At 72.0% G+C, this 18421-nt stretch carries 19 protein-coding genes; 8 read left to right on the top strand and 11 right to left on the bottom strand.

Translation table 11 applies throughout. The features are described from left to right. Nucleotides 1-83: 83 nt before the first annotated feature. The 3 genes from IEX37_RS09150 to IEX37_RS09140 all read right to left on the bottom strand — a co-directional run bounded on the left by IEX37_RS09150 (nt 84) and on the right by IEX37_RS09140 (nt 2829). Nucleotides 84-1472 carry an HNH endonuclease signature motif containing protein gene (locus IEX37_RS09150; protein WP_188755956.1) on the bottom strand — a complete coding sequence of 463 codons (1389 nt, stop codon included), beginning with the start codon at nt 1470-1472 and terminating at the stop codon, nt 84-86. 189 nt (nt 1473-1661) lie between these two features. Beyond that, entirely contained in the window at nt 1662-2453 is a 792-nt protein-coding gene (locus IEX37_RS09145) for a DUF3027 domain-containing protein (RefSeq protein ID WP_188755955.1), read from the bottom strand. Beyond that, nucleotides 2446-2829: a cold-shock protein gene (locus IEX37_RS09140; protein WP_188755954.1), complete on the bottom strand. Its 384-nt coding sequence runs from the start codon at nt 2827-2829 to the stop codon at nt 2446-2448. The genes IEX37_RS09145 and IEX37_RS09140 overlap by 8 nt, the downstream gene beginning before the upstream one ends. A 98-nt stretch (nt 2830-2927) precedes the next feature. Here IEX37_RS09140 and IEX37_RS09135 point away from each other — a divergent pair, with 98 nt between their 5' ends. From IEX37_RS09135 to IEX37_RS09125, 3 genes are read left to right on the top strand one after another with little or no spacing between them, the layout of a single operon-like run. Then, the gene (locus IEX37_RS09135; RefSeq protein WP_188755953.1) at nt 2928-3203 is read left to right on the top strand and encodes a multidrug ABC transporter ATPase; all 276 of its coding nucleotides are present in this window, start codon (nt 2928-2930) and stop codon (nt 3201-3203) included. Between the two features lie 18 nt (nt 3204-3221). Further along, nucleotides 3222-4919, top strand: coding sequence for a helicase-associated domain-containing protein (locus tag IEX37_RS09130; RefSeq protein ID WP_188755952.1), 1698 nt, complete (start codon nt 3222-3224; stop codon nt 4917-4919). 44 nt (nt 4920-4963) lie between these two features. After that, complete coding sequence (locus IEX37_RS09125; protein ID WP_188755951.1) at nt 4964-6607, top strand: DNA repair helicase XPB; 1644 nt, start codon at nt 4964-4966, stop codon at nt 6605-6607. A gap of 83 nt (nt 6608-6690) precedes the next feature. On the opposite strand, the gene IEX37_RS09120 is transcribed toward IEX37_RS09125, so the two are convergent. Then, nucleotides 6691-7374 carry a DedA family protein gene (locus tag IEX37_RS09120; RefSeq protein ID WP_229663184.1) on the bottom strand — a complete coding sequence of 228 codons (684 nt, stop codon included), beginning with the start codon at nt 7372-7374 and terminating at the stop codon, nt 6691-6693. 269 nt (nt 7375-7643) lie between these two features. On the opposite strand from IEX37_RS09120, the gene IEX37_RS09115 reads away from it, so the two are divergent. From IEX37_RS09115 to IEX37_RS09105, 3 genes are all read left to right on the top strand, one after another. Further along, a complete protein-coding gene (locus IEX37_RS09115; RefSeq protein ID WP_188755950.1) occupies nt 7644-8339 on the top strand; it encodes a response regulator transcription factor in 696 nt (231 codons plus the stop codon). A gap of 22 nt (nt 8340-8361) precedes the next feature. After that, nucleotides 8362-10203: a sensor histidine kinase gene (locus IEX37_RS09110; protein WP_229663178.1), complete on the top strand. Its 1842-nt coding sequence runs from the start codon at nt 8362-8364 to the stop codon at nt 10201-10203. A gap of 141 nt (nt 10204-10344) precedes the next feature. Beyond that, nucleotides 10345-10632 (top strand): WXG100 family type VII secretion target, encoded by a 288-nt coding sequence (locus IEX37_RS09105; RefSeq protein WP_188755949.1) that lies wholly within the window; start codon nt 10345-10347, stop codon nt 10630-10632. A gap of 169 nt (nt 10633-10801) precedes the next feature. Here the strand turns inward: IEX37_RS09105 and groL are convergent, their stop codons facing one another. The 5 genes from groL to IEX37_RS09080 form a co-directional block, all read right to left on the bottom strand. Next, the gene (gene groL / locus IEX37_RS09100; protein WP_188755948.1) at nt 10802-12427 is read right to left on the bottom strand and encodes a chaperonin GroEL; all 1626 of its coding nucleotides are present in this window, start codon (nt 12425-12427) and stop codon (nt 10802-10804) included. Nucleotides 12428-12619: 192 nt separating this feature from the next. After that, complete coding sequence (locus IEX37_RS09095; RefSeq protein WP_188755947.1) at nt 12620-12823, bottom strand: cold-shock protein; 204 nt, start codon at nt 12821-12823, stop codon at nt 12620-12622. A gap of 103 nt (nt 12824-12926) precedes the next feature. Further along, the gene (locus IEX37_RS09090; protein ID WP_188755946.1) at nt 12927-13463 is read right to left on the bottom strand and encodes a LytR C-terminal domain-containing protein; all 537 of its coding nucleotides are present in this window, start codon (nt 13461-13463) and stop codon (nt 12927-12929) included. A gap of 51 nt (nt 13464-13514) precedes the next feature. After that, entirely contained in the window at nt 13515-13838 is a 324-nt protein-coding gene (locus IEX37_RS09085) for a DUF3263 domain-containing protein (RefSeq protein ID WP_188755945.1), read from the bottom strand. Between the two features lie 375 nt (nt 13839-14213). Then, nucleotides 14214-15269, bottom strand: a complete 1056-nt coding sequence (locus IEX37_RS09080; RefSeq protein ID WP_188755944.1) for a DUF2332 domain-containing protein — start codon at nt 15267-15269, stop codon at nt 14214-14216. A 103-nt stretch (nt 15270-15372) separates the two neighbouring features. On the opposite strand from IEX37_RS09080, the gene msrB reads away from it, so the two are divergent. Both msrB and IEX37_RS09070 read left to right on the top strand, forming a co-directional pair. After that, nucleotides 15373-15774: a peptide-methionine (R)-S-oxide reductase MsrB gene (msrB, locus tag IEX37_RS09075; protein WP_188755943.1), complete on the top strand. Its 402-nt coding sequence runs from the start codon at nt 15373-15375 to the stop codon at nt 15772-15774. Between the two features lie 10 nt (nt 15775-15784). Continuing rightward, complete coding sequence (locus IEX37_RS09070; protein ID WP_229663177.1) at nt 15785-16348, top strand: nitroreductase family protein; 564 nt, start codon at nt 15785-15787, stop codon at nt 16346-16348. Between the two features lie 27 nt (nt 16349-16375). Here IEX37_RS09070 and IEX37_RS09065 read toward each other — a convergent pair whose 3' ends face one another. Together IEX37_RS09065 and IEX37_RS09060 are read right to left on the bottom strand one after the other, a co-directional pair. Continuing rightward, entirely contained in the window at nt 16376-17338 is a 963-nt protein-coding gene (locus tag IEX37_RS09065; protein ID WP_229663176.1) for a DMT family transporter, read from the bottom strand. A 107-nt stretch (nt 17339-17445) separates the two neighbouring features. Further along, nucleotides 17446-18330, bottom strand: a complete 885-nt coding sequence (locus IEX37_RS09060; RefSeq protein WP_188755942.1) for a M48 family metalloprotease — start codon at nt 18328-18330, stop codon at nt 17446-17448. Nucleotides 18331-18421: the final 91 nt, after the last annotated feature.

Raw genomic sequence — 18421 nt, 5'->3', positions numbered from 1 at the left:
GGAAGACCGCTCGTTGAGCGAGCGCAGCGAGTCGAAACGGGTTGAGCGAGCGGAGCGAGTCGAAACCGAGCTCAACCCCCGTGTCAGGGGCGGGTGAGGGTGCTGCGGGCGGGTCGGTAGATCCCGCGTCTGTCGATCCAGGGCGGGGCTTTGATCACCGGGGTGCCGACTCTCATACGGACGTCCCACCCGGAGTGGTCGAGGTTGTGGTGGTGCCACCAGCACAGGAGCACGCCGTTGTCGGTGTGGGTGGGGCCGCCGTTCGCGTGTTCGTCGACGTGGTGGATCTCACACCACGCCGCGGGGATCGTGCAGCCGGGGATGATGCACCCGCCGTCGCGGGCGGTGATCGCCCGGCGCTGGTGGGCGTTGAACACCCGCTCCGGGGTGCCGAGGCGGACGATCCTGCCGGTGCTGTCGTGGATCACCTTCTGCACGGCCCCGGTGCGCGCGATCCGGTGCGCAGTGGACACCGGGACCGGGGTGCCGTCGATCCTCGCGGCTGCGGTGGGGTTGTGGAGGTCGTCCTCGGCGACGGTGACCACCAGCGTGGGGGCGGCACCGCCGAGCGTGGGCGTCTCGATGGCTTTGGCGGCGGCTTGGATGATCACCGCCAGCACGTCGTGACGCTTCTGCGCGTTCGTTCGCGGGTCATCGACAACCTCGTCCGAGGACCACGCGGTGTTCTCGTCCCGGTCTTCCGGGTCGACGGTGGGGGTGAAGCGGACGGCGGGGTTCAGGTGCGCATCCAGCAGCCGTTGCAGCCCGGCGGCGACCTCGGGGAGGAGGGACCCCCGTAGCGGGACGACCCCGTCCCGAATTACTCCCAGGGTCAGGCCCCGGTTCCGGGCAGCGCGTTCCGCATCGGGTTCGGGGCCGTCTTGGTCGAGGTAGGTCGCCCAGGTGCGGGCGTGGACCTCGACCTCCGCGAACGTGGGCGGGATCATGCCCGCCTGCTCGTCCAGGGTGCCGGTGGCGTAGGCCACCGTGGTGGCCTCTGCCGCGTCCCACTGGACGGGGTCGGCACGATCCTGGGCCTTGCCCAGTGCTGTCGTGATCTCGTGGGCGGCATCGAGCCCCAGGGCACCGTCCCGTAACGCTTCGCCGACGTGGGGGAACCGGGCCGGGAGCTCCTCACCCGTGAGAGACACCCGGGGGCGGGTGTGCTTGTCCAACCGGATGCGGGCGTTGATCGACCTCGAGGACGCACGCGTCGTGCGCTCCAGCAGCTCCACGCCGTTCCGGCACCCGTACCGCGCCGACAGGCGGTCATCCGCACCCCGGGCGGAGCGGGTGTCGACCTCCCCGGCCAGGCGCACCCGGGCGGCGTCGACCACCCGTCCCAGCGCCTCCACGGCGGTGACTGCCGCTACCAGATCAGCGTCCGACAACGCCGCCGTGTTGTGGATCAGGGCACGCAGCTCACCGGGTGAGGGGAACTCCTCCCCGCTGGTGGTGTACCGGTGATCCATACCTCCACGGCAGGGAGGACCACCGACATTCCCGCGCGAGAAACCGCCGATCCACACCCCAAAACGAAACCCCTGGACAACCCGCTTCCGACGGTGACTGTGGACGAGGAGTGGGGCCCGCGCCTGCCGGCCTCGGTTTCGACTCCGCGGCTGCGCCGCTCCGCTCAGTGAGCGGCCAGACGCGCGACGTCAGTCGTCGTCGTCCTCATCGTCGTCCGACTCGTCATCGTCATCCTCGTCAGACTCGTCCTCGTCGGAGTCATCGTCGTCGTCCGAATCGTCATCGTCGTCGTCGGACTCGTCGTCCTCGTCCGAGTCATCATCGTCATCGTCATCGTCCGACTCATCATCGTCATCGTCATCGTCCGACTCATCGTCGTCATCGTCATCGTCCGACTCATCGTCATCGTCCGACTCATCATCATCGTCGTCGTCCGACTCGTCGTCGTCCGAGTCGTCGTCCTCGCCGCCGGTGTCGAGCGCGTCGATGTCGACGCCGTCGACGTCCCCCGCGTGGAGCAGGGGCGAGTCGTCCTCGTCGAAGTCGTCGTCCTCGTCGTCGTCCGAGTCGTCATCCGCACTCCGGTGCGCGGCCGCCTCCGCCTCGGCGGCCGCCTGGGCGGCCTGATACTCCTTCAGCCGCACGGCCCACGGCACCCACTCGGGCGCGAGCAGGGCGTCGTCGCCGGGCAGCAGCTCGGCCTCGAGCACCGTCGGCTCGGATCCCTCGACGACCGCGAGCGACACCGTCCAGTACCAGCCGGGATAGCCGAGCAGCCGGTTCTCGAACCGCAACGAGACCACGCCGTCGCTCTCGACGAGGTGCCCGGCCGGCTCGCCCACGCTGGACGGGTCCGTGATCTCGTGCAGCGCCGCGAGTGCCAGATCGTGCGCCGCCAGCAGTCGCGCGTCGGGCTCGCTCGGCGGGAGCGCGCCGTCCGTCACCGGCTCGCCGTCGCGTGCGTCTTCCGCGTCAGACATCGAGCTCATCGGCGACCTTGCGCAGCACGGCGGCCGTCTTGCGGGCGTGTCCCGAGGACGGATAGCGGCCGCGGCGCAGATCCGCGCCGATGCCGTCGAGCAGCTTGACGAGGTCCTCGATGATGACGGCCATGTCGTCGGCGGGCTTGCGCTTCGCCTTCACGAGGCTCGGCGGAGCCTCCAGCACACGCACCGAGAGCGCCTGCAGACCCTTGCGCCCCTCGGCCACGCCGAACTCGAGGCGGGTGCCCGCCTTGGGCGCGGGTGCGCCGGCGGGCAGGGCGCTGGCGTGCAGGAAGACGTCCTGGCCGTCATCGGACGCGATGAAGCCGAACCCCTTCTCCTCGTCGTAGAACCTGACCTTGCCGGTGGGCATGACACACAACCTCTGGATGCGGTGAAGAACGAACGCGGGACCGGCGGATCCCGCACATCCAGCCTAACGCGCCACCGCATGCCGCTACTCTGAGGAGGATGAGCACGAAGACCCCCGAGGACCCGCCGGTGCGCCGGATCGATCGGATCCTGGCATTCATGTCGCTCGGGATCGCCGTGCTGTCGGTCCTGTGCTTCTTCGCCATCATGATCGGGCGGGCCATGGGCATGACGAGCACGGAGGACTACGAGGCCGGGCTCTGGCCGATCGTGAGCGCGATCCCCCTCTTCGGCCTGCCGATCGCGTTCGTCCTGATCCTCGTGCTGCTCATCATGAGCTTCGTCCGGAGGGGCAAGGCGGCGCGGCGCCCCTGACCCACCGACGTGAGCGCCGTGAACAGCACCGAAGCCCGCATACTCGCGGAACGGCTCGCGGCTGCGGACGACGCCGCCCTGGCACGCCTGCTCGAGTCCCGGCGCATCGCGCCGCGCGCCCCCTGGCACGACTTCTTCGACGCGGCGGAGGCGCTGCTCGCACCGGACGCCGTCGCGCGCGCCGTGGCCGCACTGCCCCGCGACGCGCTCGCGCAACTGGCGGCGCAGAGCGGGCCGGAGCGGCTCGGACTGACGGATCCCGACGGCAGGCCGTACCAGGCGGTGCGCGTCGCCCTCGGCGGGATCGCCCCCGTGCCCACGCCCGACCGCACGCCCGCCGCGGCGAGCGAGTCGGCCGCCGCGCACGCCGCGGAGCGGGCGTTCACCACGCTGTCGACGCTCGCGGACGTGCTCCTGCTGGCGGTGCGCACGCCGCTGTCGCGCGTCGGCTCCGGCACACTCGGCGCCTCCGACCGACGCCGCATGCTGCAGGCCGAGATCGTGCGGGACCTACACGAGGCCGACGAGCTGGTCGCGCTGGCCGAGGTCACGGGGCTGCTGGCCGTGGCGGACCGCGCCTGGCTCGTCACGCCGCGCGGCGCCCAGTGGGTGGCCGAGTCGACCCCCGTCCGGTGGGCGCACCTCGCCACCGCTCTGCGCACCGCGCTGCCCGCGGGCCTGCGCTCTCCCGGCGGGGGCTGGATCGCCCCCTCGCTGTGGGGCGACGCGTACCCCCTGGACGAGGAATGGCCGGCACGCGCGCGTCACTGGCGCCGGCTCATGGAGCTGACGGGGCTCACCGCCGAGGGGGAGAGCCGCGACGAACCCCCCACCGAGCCCGCCTGGGCCGTGTCCCTGCGTGAGGGGGGCGACGCCGATCCGGCCCCGCTGGTCGCCCTGCTGCCGCACGAGGTGGACCGGGTGTTCCTGCAGAACGACCTGACGGCGATCTCGCCCGGGCCGCTGGCCCCCGCCCTGGACGTGCGGCTGCAGGGCATCGCGACGCGGGAGTCCCACGCGCAGGCATCGACCTACCGTTTCACCGAGTCCTCGATCGCCGGCGCCCTGTCCGCCGGCGAGACCGCCGCGGGCATCCTCGAGTTCCTGTCCGAGATCTCGTTGACCGGCGTGCCGCAGCCCCTCGAATACCTCGTGCAGCGGATCGCCGAGCGGCACGGGCTCGTGCGGGTGGCCGTGGATCCGGACAGCGGCCACACGGTCGTGACCAGCCGCGACGCGGGGCTGCTCGAGACCATCGCCGTCGACCAGGCGCTGCGCGCCCTCGGCCTGGTGCCCGACGGTGAACGCCTGCGTACGCGCGTCGCGCGAGAGACCGCGTACTGGGCCCTCGCCGACGCCCGGTACCCCGTCGTGGCGGTCGACCGGCACGGCCGCACCGAGACGCTCGCCCGCCATCGGATCGCGGCGGCCGAGGACGATGCCGGACCCGAGGATCGCTACGCCGCGCTCGTGGAGCGCCTGCGCAGCGCGCACGGAGCGGACGCCGACCGGGCCTGGCTCGAGCGCGAGCTCGACGCGGCCGTCCGCGACAAGGCGCTGCTGTCCGTGGAGGTCGCCCTGCCCGATGGCTCCACGCGCTCCTTCACGCTCGAGGCGACCGGGCTGGGAGGGGGCCGCCTGCGCGGTCGGGACCGGGGCGCCGACGTCGAGCGGACGCTGCCGGTCAAGAGCATCACGTCCGTGCGGCATGTGTGACGGATCGGCCTGTCGTGCCGCTCGCGGCGTTAGAATTGTCCGCTATGGCTGATGGCCCCCTGATCGTGCAGAGCGACCGCACCGTACTGCTCGAGGTCGCGCACCCGGACGCGGAGACGGCGCGCCACGAGCTGGCGATCTTCGCCGAGCTGGAGCGCGCGCCTGAGCACATCCACACCTACCGCATCACCCGGCTGGGGCTGTGGAACGCGCGCGCGGCCGGCCACACGGCCGAGGACATGCTGTCGACGCTGGATCGCTGGTCGCGTTTCCCGGTGCCGCCGTCGGTGTCCGTCGACATCCGCGAGACCGTCGAGCGATACGGCCGGCTGACCATCCGGCGCGGCGACGACGGCGAGCTGCTGCTGACGTCCACGGACCGCGCGGTGCTGGCCGAGGTCTCGCGCAACAAGCGCATCCAGCCGCTGCTGATCGCGCAGCCCTCGCCCGACACCTACGTCGTCGACGCGTGGGCGCGCGGCCACATCAAGCAGGAGCTGCTCAAGATCGGCTGGCCCGCCGAGGACCTCGCGGGCTACACGCCGGGCACCCCGCATCCCATCGACCTCGACGAGGGCGACTGGGCACTCCGCCCCTACCAGCGCCAGGCGGTCGACACGTTCAGCGAGGGCGGCTCGGGCGTCGTGGTGCTGCCCTGCGGCGCGGGCAAGACCCTGGTGGGCGCCGGCGCGATGGCGGCGACCAAGACCACGACGCTGATCCTCGTGACGAACACCGTGTCGGCGCGGCAGTGGCGCGACGAGCTGCTCAAGCGCACGACGCTCACGCCCGAGGAGATCGGCGAGTACTCGGGCCAGTCCAAGGAGATCAAGCCGGTCACGATCGCGACCTACCAGATCCTCACCGCGCGCCGGAAAGGTGAGTATCCGCACCTCGCCCTGCTGGACGCCCTCGACTGGGGCCTGATCGTCTACGACGAGGTGCACCTGCTGCCCGCGCCGGTGTTCAAGCTGACCGCCGACCTGCAGGCGCGCCGCCGCCTCGGCCTGACCGCCACGCTCGTGCGCGAGGACGGCCGCGAGGGCGACGTGTTCAGCCTGATCGGGCCCAAGCGGTTCGACGCCCCGTGGAAAGAGATCGAGGCGCAGGGCTTCATCGCCCCCGCGGCCTGCTACGAGGTGCGCGTCGACCTGCCGCCGAGCGAGCGGCTCGAGTACGCCGCGAGCGCCGACGAGGAGCGCTACCGCCTCGCCGCGACCGCGCCGGCCAAGATCGACGTGGTGCGCAGCCTCATCGCCAAGCACCCGGGCGAGCGCGTGCTGGTCATCGGCCAGTACCTGGAGCAGCTGGACGAGCTCTCACGCGAGCTGGACGCGCCGAAAATCACGGGCGCGACGCCCGTGGACGAGCGCGAGGAGCTGTTCCGGCAGTTCCGCGAGGGTGAGATCTCGCTGCTGGTCGTGTCGAAGGTCGCCAACTTCTCGGTCGACCTGCCCGAGGCGTCCGTCGCGATCCAGGTGTCGGGGTCCTTCGGCTCGCGCCAGGAGGAGGCCCAGCGCCTCGGCCGCCTGCTGCGCCCCAAGCAGTCCGGCCACACGGCCAGCTTCTACACGCTCATCGCCCGCGACACGGTCGACCAGGACTTCGCCCAGAACCGCCAACGCTTCCTCGCCGAGCAGGGCTACAGCTACACGATCCTGGACGCCGAGCGCCTCGAGGCCGCGTAGCGCGGCCGGCTCCTGCGCCCGACTGCCAGCATCCACCGATTCGGAGATCTGCACCGTTTCGGAGCGTTCGCGCGGATCGGGTCCTACACCGTGGATTTCTCCGTCGTCCGCGGCGGTACCGGTGCAGGATCGAGGCCCGGGTCCCGCGGCGCCCGCCGCGCGCGGAGCGCCAGCAGGCGGTCGATCACCACGCCGAGGCACACCGCGATCACCACGCCGAGCAGCGCACCCAGCAGCGGGGCGTCCTTGAACCAGTTGCCGGCGATCACGCCGATCGTGACCGAGTAGGCCGCCCAGACGACGGCCGCGAGAGCGGCCAGCGGGAAGAACCGGCGCGGCGGATAGCGCGTCGCGCCCGCCGTCAGGTTGACGGCGACGCGGCCCATCGGGATGTACCGCGCGATGAGGATGAGCGACGCGCCCCGTCGGGCCAGCCCCCGCTGTGCCCAGCCCAGGGCGCGTCGCCCGCGCACGGTCCGCATCCACCGGAAGCGCTCGAGCCCGATCGCCCTCCCCAGCAGATACGTCCCGGCGTCCCCCGCGAACGCGCCGACCGCGGCCAGGACCCCGACGATCCATGGCACGGGCGAGCCGGTGGCAGCCCCGACGGCCGCCGCGGTCACCACGACGGTCTCGCTCGGCACGGGAGGAAACACCCCGTCCAGCGCGCTCGCGAGCAACGCGAGCGGGTAGATCCAGACCGTGCCCGCGGCCACGAGCAGCTGGTCGCCCACCGCCGTCAGCCACTCGAGCAGCTCCCGTCCCATCCCACTCACCCTTCGACGCTAGGGGCCGGCCCGGCCGGCCGGATCCCCCGGAGGGCCCATCCGCGTACATCCAACGGATGATCCTGGCCCCTCTCGACGCTAGGCGGCGCACGCACGCGTGTCAGTCGGGATATCCCCCGTTCTCCCCGCGGCTTCCCGCAGGGCCGTTTCCGGGTTCCCCCCTACCCGCAGGGGGCGTAGCGTACTGGATCCGTGCGAGGAGCGACGATATCCAGCGGGATCATCAACAGCACAGACATAATGGGCGCATGACCGCACCGCGCATCCTGGTCGTCGACGACGAGCCGAACATCCGAGACCTGCTCTCGCAGAGCCTGCGTTTCGCGGGCTTCCAGGTGAGGACCGTGGCCAACGGCGCCCAGACGATCTCGGCCGTGCTCGAGGAGGAGCCCGACCTCATCGTGCTGGACGTCATGCTGCCCGACATGAACGGCTTCAGCGTCACCAAGCGGCTGCGCGACGCCGGCTACACCGCCCCGATCCTCTTCCTGACCGCGAAGGACGAGACCGAGGACAAGATCAAGGGCCTGAACGTCGGCGGCGACGACTACGTGACGAAGCCGTTCAGCCTCGACGAGATCGTCGCGCGCATCCAGGCGATCCTGCGCCGCACGATGCAGAGCGACGAGGAGGAGCAGGTCATCCGGGCCGGCGAACTGACGATGGATCAGGACACGCACGACGTGTACGTCGGCGACACCGCGATCGATCTCAGCCCCACCGAGTTCAAGCTGCTCCGCTACCTGATGCTCAACCCCAACCGCGTGCTGTCGAAGGCGCAGATCCTCGACCACGTGTGGGAGTACGACTTCAACGGCGACGCGGGCATCGTCGAGAGCTACATCTCCTACCTGCGCCGCAAGATCGACCCGCACGCGTCGGAGTCGCTCATCCAGACCAAGCGCGGCTTCGGCTACATGCTGAAGGTGGACAAGGCGGGCTGAGACCCCCGCGCGGCGGCGCGCGTTGCCCGCCGCGATCCCGCAGAGAGGCCCCGTCCTGGCGAAGAAGACCGACGCGATCACCCGCTGGTGGCGGCGCATCAGCCTGCGCGCCAAGGTCACCGGTGTCACCGTGACGGTGCTGGCCCTCGGACTGCTGGCGACCGGCGTCGGCACGACGCCCATCCTGCGCGGCGCGCTCGTGGGCAACATCGAGTCGTCCCTGCAGCAGCTCGCGGTCACGCCCGTCGGGGAGCAGCTGTTCAACATCTCCGGCGACGAGGTGCGGGGCCCGGTGTTCACGACGCGGGCGAACGCGCCGCGCACGGACTACTACGTCGCGATCTACGGCCCCGAGGGCGACCTGCTGGCCACCGGCGGGGGTCGCGGACCCGGCTTCCCCCGGCCGCTGTTCCACAGCGAGTACCCGCTGTCGAACGCCTACGCCGACCAGGGCAAGATCTTCGTGCTCACCGACGGCGCCGGCGAGGTGTTCCACGCGGCCGTGGCCGTGAACCCGCTGCCGCAGAGCGGCACGTTCTACACCCAGATGGTCGCGCTGCCGCTCGACGAGGTCGACCGGTTCATCGGCACCTACTTCGGCATCTTCACGCTCGTCTCGCTCGCCACCATCGTGTGGGGCGCGCTGCTGACGCGCTGGGCGGTCACCCTCACCTTCCGCCGCTTCAGCCAGGTGGAGAACACCGCGATGTCCATCGCGGCGGGCGACTTCAGCCAGCGGCTGACGGACATCGAGCCGCACACCGAGATCGGGCGCCTGAAGTCGGCGATCAACACCATGCTCGACCGCGTCGACGCGGCCCTGTCCCAGCGCGACGCCACGGTGCGGCAGATGCGGCGGTTCGTAGGCGACGCGAGCCACGAGCTCCGCACGCCGCTGGTGAGCGTGCGCGGCTACGCGGAGCTGTACCGGATGGGCGCCATCCAGGGCCCGGAGGACACCGCGCGCGCGATGGAGCGCATCGAGAAGGAGGCGATCCGGATGGGCGTGCTCGTCGAGGACCTCCTCGCGCTCGCGCGCCTCGACGAGCGCCGCGAGCTGGACATCGCGCCCGTCGACCTGCGCCCGCTCGCGCGCGACGCCGCGCTTGACGTGCGGGCCGCCGATCCGGCGCGCCTCGTCACGGTCATCGACACGACCGCGGAGGCGCTCACGGGCCCGATCGCGATCAGCGCGCCGGTCGAGCCGCCCGCCGAGGAGCACCGCGACGGCGTGACGACCGACACCAAGAGCATCCCCCGCCGCCTGCCGCGGTCGATCACGGCGGCGACCGAGGGGCTGGCGTCGATGCTGCGCCGCCGCAACCGCGCGGCGGGCGAGCCCACGGGGGAGATCGAGGTGCCGCCGCTCGACTTCTCGGTGCCGCAGGCCATGCGCCCCGTGGCCGTGCCGCCGGTCATCCTCGGCGAGGAGCACCGCGTGCGCCAGGTCATCGCCAACCTGCTCGGGAACGCCCGCCGCTTCAGCCCGGAGGGCTCGCCCATCGAGATCGAGGTCGGCGTGGACATCGAAAAGGACATGGGGTGGATCGCCGTCGTCGATCACGGCGAGGGCGTGCCCGAGGCGATCCGCGACCAGATCTTCGAGCGGTTCTGGCGTGCGGACACCTCCCGCGCCCGGGAGACGGGCGGCAGCGGCCTGGGACTGGCGATCGTCGCGTCCATCGTCGAGGCGCTGCACGGGGCGGTCGCGGTCACGGACACCCCCGGCGGCGGCGCGACGTTCCGCGTGTCGTTCCCGCTGGCGCAGCGGCGCGACATCGCGGACCACGCATACATCGAGACGCAGCCGATGCCGAAGCTGCGGCCGGACGAGGATGCGGGCGGCGCGAACGCCGGCGCGTGAGCGGTCCGCCGCGCCACTCCTCGTCCCCAACGCCCCCGTCGCGCGCCGTCCCTCCCGATCCGGGACCCGGGTGCCCGTGCGGGTCTGCGGGAACCTAGCGTGAGACGGCGTCCATGAACCTCACGAACCGGGAGACACACGATGCCCGCATACTCCGTCGACAGCGACGCCGTCCTGACCGCGACCGCGCAGGTGCACGCCACGGCCGAACGCATCCGCGCCGAGACCGAGGCGCTGCTCGGTCAGCTGCTGCACCTGCAGTCGTCGTGGCAGGGCGGCGCGGCGAGCGCATTCCACGGCACGATCGAGCAGTGGCGAGCCACCCAGCGCACGGTCGAGGAGGCGCTCGCCTCCATCGGCCAGGCCCTGGGCGTCGCCGGCGCCCAGTACGCCGAGACCGAGCACCTCACGGCCGGCATGTTCCGCTGACGCCGACACAGCAGAGCGGCCCCTCCCGGAGGAGGGGCCGCTCTGCTGTGTCGGACGGGAGTTGAGCTCGGGCGCTCACGTGCGGGTTTCGACTCGCTCGCTTTGCTCGCTCGCTCAACCTTGATCCGTCACGACTCAACGCCGCTTCGCGGCATTGAGTCGCGCCGCATCAAAAGTCCATGCCGCCCGTGGGGTCGCCGCCGCCGGCCGGGGCCGCGGCCTTCTCGGGCTTGTCGGCGACGACGGCCTCGGTCGTGAGGAAGAGGCCGGCGATCGACGCGGCGTTCTGCAGCGCCGAGCGCGTCACCTTGGCGGGGTCGATGATGCCCTGCGCGAACAGGTCACCGTACTCGCCCGTCGCGGCGTTGAGGCCGTGGCCGACCGGGAGGTCGGCGACCTTGTTCGCGACGACGCCCGGCTCGAGACCGGCGTTGAGGGCGATCTGCTTCAGCGGAGCCTCGATCGCGACCTTGACGATGTTCGCACCGGTGGCCTCGTCGCCCGTGAGCTCCAGGCCCTCGAACGCGGTCTTGCCGGCCTGGATGAGGGCGACGCCACCACCGGCGACGATGCCCTCCTCGACGGCGGCCTTCGCGTTGCGGACGGCGTCCTCGATGCGGTGCTTGCGCTCCTTGAGCTCGACCTCGGTGGCCGCGCCCGCCTTGATGACGGCAACGCCGCCGGCGAGCTTGGCGAGGCGCTCCTGCAGCTTCTCGCGGTCGTAGTCGCTGTCGGTGTTCTCGATCTCGCGGCGGATCTGGGTCACGCGGCCCTCGATCTGCTCCGTGTCGCCGGCACCCTCGACGATCGTCGTCTCGTCCTTCGTGACGATGACCTTGCGGGCGCGGCCGAGCAGCTCGAGGTCGGTGTTCTCGAGCTTGAGGCCGACCTCCTCCGTGATGACCTGGCCACCCGTGAGGATCGCGATGTCCTGCAGCTGGGCCTTGCGGCGGTCGCCGAAGCCGGGAGCCTTGACGGCGACCGACTTGAAGATGCCGCGGATCTTGTTCAGCACGAGCGTCGCGAGCGCCTCGCCCTCGACGTCCTCGGCGATGATGACGAGCTCCTTGCCCGCCTGGATCACCTTGTCGACGACCGGCAGAAGGTCCTTGATGTTCGAGATCTTCTGGTTCGCGATCAGGATGTAGGGGTCCTCGAAGACCGCCTCCTGGCGCTCCGGGTCGGTCACGAAGTAGGGGTTCAGGTAGCCCTTGTCGAAGCGCATACCCTCCGTGAGCTCGAGCTCGGTGCCGAAGGTGTTCGACTCCTCGACGGTGACGACGCCCTCCTTGCCCACCTTGTCGATGGCCTCGGCGATGAGCTCACCGATCGCGGTGTCGGCGGCCGAGATCGACGCGGTCGCGGCGATCTGCTCCTTCGACTCGACCTCCTTGGCCTGCTTGAGCAGCTCGTCCGAGAGCGCCTGGACGGCCTTCTCGATGCCGCGCTTCAGGCCGATCGGGTCGGCGCCGGCAGCGACGTTGCGCAGGCCCTCGCGGACGAGCGCCTGGGCGAGGACGGTCGCGGTGGTCGTGCCGTCACCGGCGACGTCGTCGGTCTTCTTCGCGACCTCCTTGACGAGCTCGGCACCGATCTTCTCGTACGGGTCGTCGAGCTCGATCTCCTTGGCGATCGAGACGCCGTCGTTCGTGATGGTGGGGGCGCCCCACTTCTTCTCAAGCACGACGTTGCGACCGCGCGGGCCGAGCGTCACCTTGACGGCGTCGGCCAGCGTGTTGAGGCCGCGCTCGAGGCCGCGACGGGCCTCCTCGTCGAAAGCGATCATCTTTGCCATGTGTGTGTCGTCCCTCCCGGACGTAGGCGTGTGGTCTTAGCACTCCATTCCCGCGAGTGCTAACGCCATTCTGGCACTCACCCCCACCGAGTGCAAGCCACTCGGACAGCGGTGGGCGCAGCCCATCCGGGCCGCGCGACGACGCCGCTCCGGCCGTTCCGGCGGGCGCATCCCGCGCCGCCGGGCGACGCGTCACACGACGCGAACGGCCTCGGCCTGCGGCCCCTTCTGCCCGGCGCCGACGGTGAACTCGACGGACTGCCCCTCCTCCAGCACGCGGAAGCCGCTCATCTCGATGTTCGAGTAGTGGACGAAGACGTCCTGGCCGCCGTCGGCCACGGTGATGAACCCGTAGCCCTTCTCGGCGTTGAACCATTTGACGGTGCCCTGGGTCATGCGAACTCTCCTGGTGCGGGTGCTGATACGCGGGAATCGTATCCGCGCGTCCGCGCTCCGGGAGCGTCAGCGGACGAGTGTTGACACGTCCGCTTCGAACTGTTTACCCGCCTGAAACACGGTCGAGGCCCACGACCACGGTGACCTCCAGGATCGGGTCCTCCGGGCTGTGGTACTCGTCGCTCTGCTCCACGCGGGCCCCGCCGATCGTCTCGGCGATGCCGAGGGCCACCGCCTCCTCGTCCGGCGACGCGTAGTACACGGTCGTCTCCGGGAAGTCGGTCACGGAGGACGGGGACGGGATCACCATGTCCTCGCTCCAGCCGGCCGCCGTCAGGTGCTCCGCCGCCTCGTCCTCGAGCCCGGGCGTGGCCGTGCCGTTGAGGATGAGCACGCGGTAGTCGGTGTCGATCACGGGCTCAGCCGCTGGGGGCCGCTCCGGGGCGGGAAGGATGTCCACCCGCTGGGAGAGCAGCAGGAAGGCGAGGATGCCCGCCGCCGTCAGGACCACGGTCGCGAGCGCAGCCCACAGGAAGACGACGAGCCGCGACATCCGCGGGGGCTCGGCGCGGTGCGCGCCGACGCGCTCCGCCTGGCGGGGCACATCGTCGAAGCGGTCCCGGGGATAGCTGGTCGGCACCCCCCGATGCTACCCGGAGCGCGCTGATCGTCCCGCGCGCACGACGGCGGGTCAGCCCGCGAGGCGCGCGCCGCCGGCGGCGCGACCGCGCTCCGGACCCCCGCGACGGGCCGCCAGCCGGGCGTCGCGCTGCCGGCGCAGGCGGCCGACGAGCAGCGGATCGGCGGCGATCGCCTCGGGCGCGTCGATGAGCCGGCCGAGCAGCTGGTAGTAGCGCGCCGGCGTCAAGCCGAGCCGGGCCCGGATGGCCTCCTCCTTGGCGCCGCCGTGCCGGCGCCATTCCGCCTCGAACGCCAGGATCGCGCGGTCCCGGTCCGACAGCCCGCCAGCGGCGGATCCTTCCGGCGGCGAGGACGCAGGCTGCGAGGACGACATGGGACCACGCTAGGCGCGGGGACGCTCCCGCGCCGGGAGGCGCTCCGGGCGGGATCCGACCGCGTGCGCGGCTCAGCGTCCGACGCCCTTCGAGGGGATGTCCCACTCCGTGCCGGTATGAGCCAACCCGTGTCCCACATCGTGCCGCTATACGCACGCCATACCGACAACAAGTGGGACACACACATCGGGAGCGACGCGCGACACCCACACCGACGACCGGCACCCTCGACGGGGCGTCCCACTTCAGGCCGGTATGAGCCCGACCATGTCCCACTTCGCGCCGCTATATGCGGGTCATACCGACAACAAGTGGGACACGCTCGTCGCGAGCACGGCGACGGCGGCCGCGGCGGCCGCGCAGCGGCGCCGGGCTCAGTGGCCGGCGCGGCGCGGTTCGATCCACGCGCCCAGCGGGTCAGCGGCGGCGAGGACCTCGCCGTCGAGAGCGAGCGCGAAGCCGGGCCAAGCAGCCGCATCGATGGGCGGACTCCAGGCGTCGTGGAGGCCCGGCTGGTCGAGCGTGATCCAGTGCGCCCCGCGGTGCTGCCCGGGGAGCGGGGCGCGGACGCCTGCCGGATCGCGCAGTGCCGCGATGAGCGCCTCGCGCCGCGCCCGCGGCACATAGGGAAGCACACCGGGGGTGGTGACGACGAGTGTCGCGTCGACGGGGGCCCGCGCGGCGACGCGGCGCACCAGCGCGACATCGGAGGCGTCCCCCGCCACGAGCAGCGGCGGATCGGCGGCCACGACGTCCAGCGCGGCGGAGATCCGTTCGGCGCGATCGCGCTCCTCAGGCCAGACCAGCCCCTCCAGCCATGCCCTGTCGCCTGCGTCGCGCGCATCCAGGGGCTGCAGGTCGATGCCGCCTCGCCAGACGATGCGCGGCAGCGCGTCGGGCAACTCGAGCGGCTCGGCGCCGCGCACCTCCGTCTCGAGCGTCACTGCCGCGCCGCCCCGCGGCCCGAGCTCGAGACCCGTCCTGCCGTATCGGTACGCATAGCGATCGGGGTAGAGGCACAGCCCGCCCGAGGCGCCCAGCTCGAGCAACGCGAGCGGCCCGGGTATGCGGGCGAGCGCGGGCAGCAGCGCCGCGCACCTCAGCGGCTCGTTGGTCTGCAGCGTGCGCGCCGAGCACTCGGCCACGACCCGTGCCGCGTTCGCGCGCACGAACGCCGCCCACGCGGCGAACGATCCGGCGCCCGCGGGTTCGACCGGGGCGCCCAGCATGCGCGTGACGGCGAAGACGAGCGGCGGCTGCCGTCGCTGCGCCGGGATGCGGGCGAGGATGCCGCACAGCTCGGGATCGGCCGCGACGCCGGTCGCCCATTCCGCGTACACGGCTGAGCGGCCGGGCGCCTCCTCGCGGGCGAAGCGCGCGAACCGTTCGGCGACCGCCTCGGCCTCCGCGCTGTCGGGACTCTGCGTCATCCCCTCATCCTCTCGCGCCGCGGACGAGCGACGCCGGCGCGACGCCCGGGCCCGGGGGCGCCGCGCGGGCGTACGCTGGATTCAGGCCATCGGGAGGGAATCCATGTCGTACAAGGTCAGCAAGTCCGAGGAGGAGTGGCGCGCCGAGCTCACGCCGGAGCAGTACGCCGTGCTGCGCGAGGCCGGCACGGAGCGCCCCTGGACGGGAGAGCTGCTGGACGAGGATCGCGCCGGGCTGTACACCTGCGCCGCGTGCGGGGCCGAGCTGTTCAAGAGCGGGACGAAGTTCGACTCCCACTGCGGCTGGCCCAGCTTCTACGAGTCGGTCCGCCCCGACGCCGTCGAGCTGTTGGAGGACACCAGCCACGGGATGGTGCGCACGGAGGTGCGCTGCGCCACGTGCGGATCGCACCTGGGACACGTCTTCCCCGACGGCTTCGGCACGCCCACGGGCGACCGTTACTGCATGAACTCGCTGTCGCTCGACTTCCGCCCCGAGTCCTGAACGGCACGCGATGAGCGCGCTCGAGGCGATGCGCGTGCGGCGTTCGCTCTTGCGCGTGACGGACGAGGCCCCCACACACGCCGAGCTGGTCGAGCTGGTGTCGGCCGCCGGCCGCGTGGCCGACCACTCCGGCCTCGCCCCGTGGCGGCTGATCGAGCTGCGCGGGGACGACCGTGAGCGGCTCGGGCGCGCCCTCCACAAGGCCGAGCGCAAGCGGGGCGTGTCGACGAAGCCGCTTCGCGCGCCGCTGCTGATCGCCGTGGTGGCCCGGATCCGCCCCTCGCACAAAGTGCCGGAGTGGGAGCAGGAGGCGGTCGCGGCCGGCGTGGCCCACATGCTCAGCCTCCTGCTCGACGAGGCCGGCTGGGGCGTCTTCTGGCGCACGGGAGACGCCACGCGTTCCAAGGCGGTGGCCAAGGCACACGGGCTGGCGCGGAACGAGCGGCTGCTCGGATGGCTCTACGTCGGCGGCAAGCCCGAACGCTCCCGGGAACTGCGCATCAAGACCGTCGACGGCGAGCGATTCCTCTCGTCCATGCCCCGGAAGAAAGACAAGAAGGGCAAGAAGAAGTAGCGGACGGCAGGGCCGGCCGTCCACGCGTCAGCGGACGGGCCGTCGCGCGAGCGCCGTGACCGCGACGCCGGCACCGGCGATCAGGACCGTCGCCGCCGAGCGCCACGGAGACGGCGGCACAGCGGGCGGCCACAGCGCGTCGAGCACGAGCGAGCCCACGAGCATCCCGAAGACCGAGCCCAGCGTGAGCAGCAGCACGCCGATGCGCGGCGCGAGCGCCGCCGACATGGCGATGTAGACGACGCCCAGAGCCCCGCCGAGATACAGCCACGGCTCGGCCGGGAACGGCGCCACGCCCACGGCGGGCACCTGCACCACCGCGACGACGCCCAGGACGAGCGTGCCGCCGGCGAAGTTGACGAAGGTCGCTGCGGTCGCCGAGGCGGTCTTGCGCTGGAGCCGGCCGTTCGTCGCCTGCTGCCAGGCCAGCGCCGCCCCCACGAGCACCGGCAGCAGCAGCATCCACAGCGGCACCTCCCGCAGCGTGCCGCCGGTGAGAGCCACTCCCACCGCGGCGAGCGCGAGCGCGACGCCCGCGACGCGCGGCATCGTCACGGCCGTGACCCCCGAGGGGCTGTAGCCCGCGCGATCGAGCACGAGCCCGTTGAGCGTCTGCCCCGCGACGACGCCCACCGTGAACAGGGCCGTACCGATCACCCCCACGACGGCGCCCTGGGCCCCGGTCGTGAGCGCGCCCGCCGCGCCGCCGATCAGGATCCACCACGGGATGTCGCGCGCGCGCATCCCTCGCCACAGGCGTGACATCCCCGCACGCCCCGAGGGCAGCGCCGCGACGACGACCACCATGATCACGAACCCCGAGCCGAAGGAGACCAGCGCCGCCATCACACCGTTCTCCAGCGCGGCCCCCAGCCCGCCGTTCACGCGGGACTGGATCGCCGTGAGCAGTCCGACGCCCACGGCCCCGGCGACCGGCAGCAGCCCGCGGCGTCGACCGCGCGGGGCGGAGGGCTCGGCGGGAACGCGCACCGCCCCACCCTACGCCCGCGCGACCGGACGTCCGCGCACCGTCCCAGGCGCACGAATCTGCGCCGCCGTGCCCTACCGCAGGGGCACGAACGTGCGCCGCGGTTGCCCTAGTGCAGGCGCACGAACGTGCGCCGCGGGGCGACGGAGGCGATCTCGCGCAGCCGCCGGATCCGCTCGGCCGTGGCCGGGTGGGTGCGGAACAGCCCCGCGATCCCCTCGTCGGCCAGCGGGTGGGCGATCATCAGGTGCGCCTGCGACGCCGCGGTCCCCTGCGGCTCGATCGGCGTGGCGCGCGCGCCGCGCTCGATCTTCTGCAGCGCGCTCGCGAGCGCGATCGGGTCGCCGGACAGCCGCGCGCCGTCGAGGTCCGCCTCGTACTCGCGCGTGCGGCTGATCGCGAGCTGGATCAGGCCGGCGGCGAGCGGGCCGAGCACGAGCATCAGCAGGATCGCGAGCGGGTTGGGCGCGTCCTCGTCGTCCGAGCCCCACGGCAGGAACAGGGCGAGGTTGGCCAGCGAGGTCACGATGCCCGCCAGTCCCGCCGCCACGCTCGAGATCAGGATGTCGCGGTTCGCGACGTGCGCGAGCTCGTGCGCGAGGACGGCGCGCAGCTCCCGCGGGCCGAGCAGGCGCAGCAACCCCTCGGTCACGCACACCGCGGCGTGGCGCGGATCGCGCCCGGTCGCGAACGCGTTCGGCTGCGCCAGCGGGCTCACGTAGACGCGCGGCTCCGGAAGGCCCGCGGCGGCGGCCAGTTCGCGCACGGTAGCCCGCAGCTGCGGCGCCTCCACGTCGGTGACGGGACGCGCACGCATCGAGGCGAGCGCGATGCGATCCGACCAGAAGTACGCGATGCCGTTCATCGCGAGCGACACGACGACGGCCAGCGCGAGGCCCGTGCCGCCTCCGACCCCGTAGCCGATCGCAAGGATCAGGGCCGTGAGCGATCCCAGCAGCAGCGCCGTCTTCCATCCGTTGCGGTAGTGCGTCATCCGAACCAGCTCCCCTCTCCTCTCGCGCACTCCGATTCGACTCCGACTGCAAACCTGCGTCGAGTCGACTCAACTCTTATTGTTCATGACG

Origin of the sequence: Microbacterium album (assembly GCF_014643695.1) — a bacterium.
In the GTDB taxonomy this organism is placed as follows: Bacteria; Actinomycetota; Actinomycetes; order Actinomycetales; family Microbacteriaceae; genus Microbacterium; species Microbacterium album.
The sequence above is the reverse complement of the archived record's forward strand: the minus strand, read 5'-3'. Positions and strand labels throughout refer to the sequence as shown.

Excerpts from the sequence above, each read along its gene's own strand:
- IEX37_RS09125 (WP_188755951.1), top strand. The coding sequence starts at position 4,964 with ATGGCTGATGGCCCCCTGATCGTGCAGAGCGACCGCACCGTACTGCTC.
- IEX37_RS09145 (WP_188755955.1), bottom strand. The coding sequence starts at position 2,453 with ATGTCTGACGCGGAAGACGCACGCGACGGCGAGCCGGTGACGGACGGC.
- IEX37_RS09115 (WP_188755950.1), top strand. The coding sequence starts at position 7,644 with ATGACCGCACCGCGCATCCTGGTCGTCGACGACGAGCCGAACATCCGA.
- IEX37_RS09135 (WP_188755953.1), top strand. The coding sequence starts at position 2,928 with ATGAGCACGAAGACCCCCGAGGACCCGCCGGTGCGCCGGATCGATCGG.
- IEX37_RS09080 (WP_188755944.1), bottom strand. The coding sequence starts at position 15,269 with ATGACGCAGAGTCCCGACAGCGCGGAGGCCGAGGCGGTCGCCGAACGG.
- IEX37_RS09140 (WP_188755954.1), bottom strand. The coding sequence starts at position 2,829 with ATGCCCACCGGCAAGGTCAGGTTCTACGACGAGGAGAAGGGGTTCGGC.
- IEX37_RS09060 (WP_188755942.1), bottom strand. The coding sequence starts at position 18,330 with ATGACGCACTACCGCAACGGATGGAAGACGGCGCTGCTGCTGGGATCG.
- IEX37_RS09095 (WP_188755947.1), bottom strand. The coding sequence starts at position 12,823 with ATGACCCAGGGCACCGTCAAATGGTTCAACGCCGAGAAGGGCTACGGG.
- IEX37_RS09105 (WP_188755949.1), top strand. The coding sequence starts at position 10,345 with ATGCCCGCATACTCCGTCGACAGCGACGCCGTCCTGACCGCGACCGCG.
- IEX37_RS09085 (WP_188755945.1), bottom strand. The coding sequence starts at position 13,838 with ATGTCGTCCTCGCAGCCTGCGTCCTCGCCGCCGGAAGGATCCGCCGCT.
- IEX37_RS09070 (WP_229663177.1), top strand. The coding sequence starts at position 15,785 with ATGAGCGCGCTCGAGGCGATGCGCGTGCGGCGTTCGCTCTTGCGCGTG.
- msrB (WP_188755943.1), top strand. The coding sequence starts at position 15,373 with ATGTCGTACAAGGTCAGCAAGTCCGAGGAGGAGTGGCGCGCCGAGCTC.
- IEX37_RS09120 (WP_229663184.1), bottom strand. The coding sequence starts at position 7,374 with ATGGGACGGGAGCTGCTCGAGTGGCTGACGGCGGTGGGCGACCAGCTG.
- IEX37_RS09150 (WP_188755956.1), bottom strand. The coding sequence starts at position 1,472 with ATGGATCACCGGTACACCACCAGCGGGGAGGAGTTCCCCTCACCCGGT.
- groL (WP_188755948.1), bottom strand. The coding sequence starts at position 12,427 with ATGGCAAAGATGATCGCTTTCGACGAGGAGGCCCGTCGCGGCCTCGAG.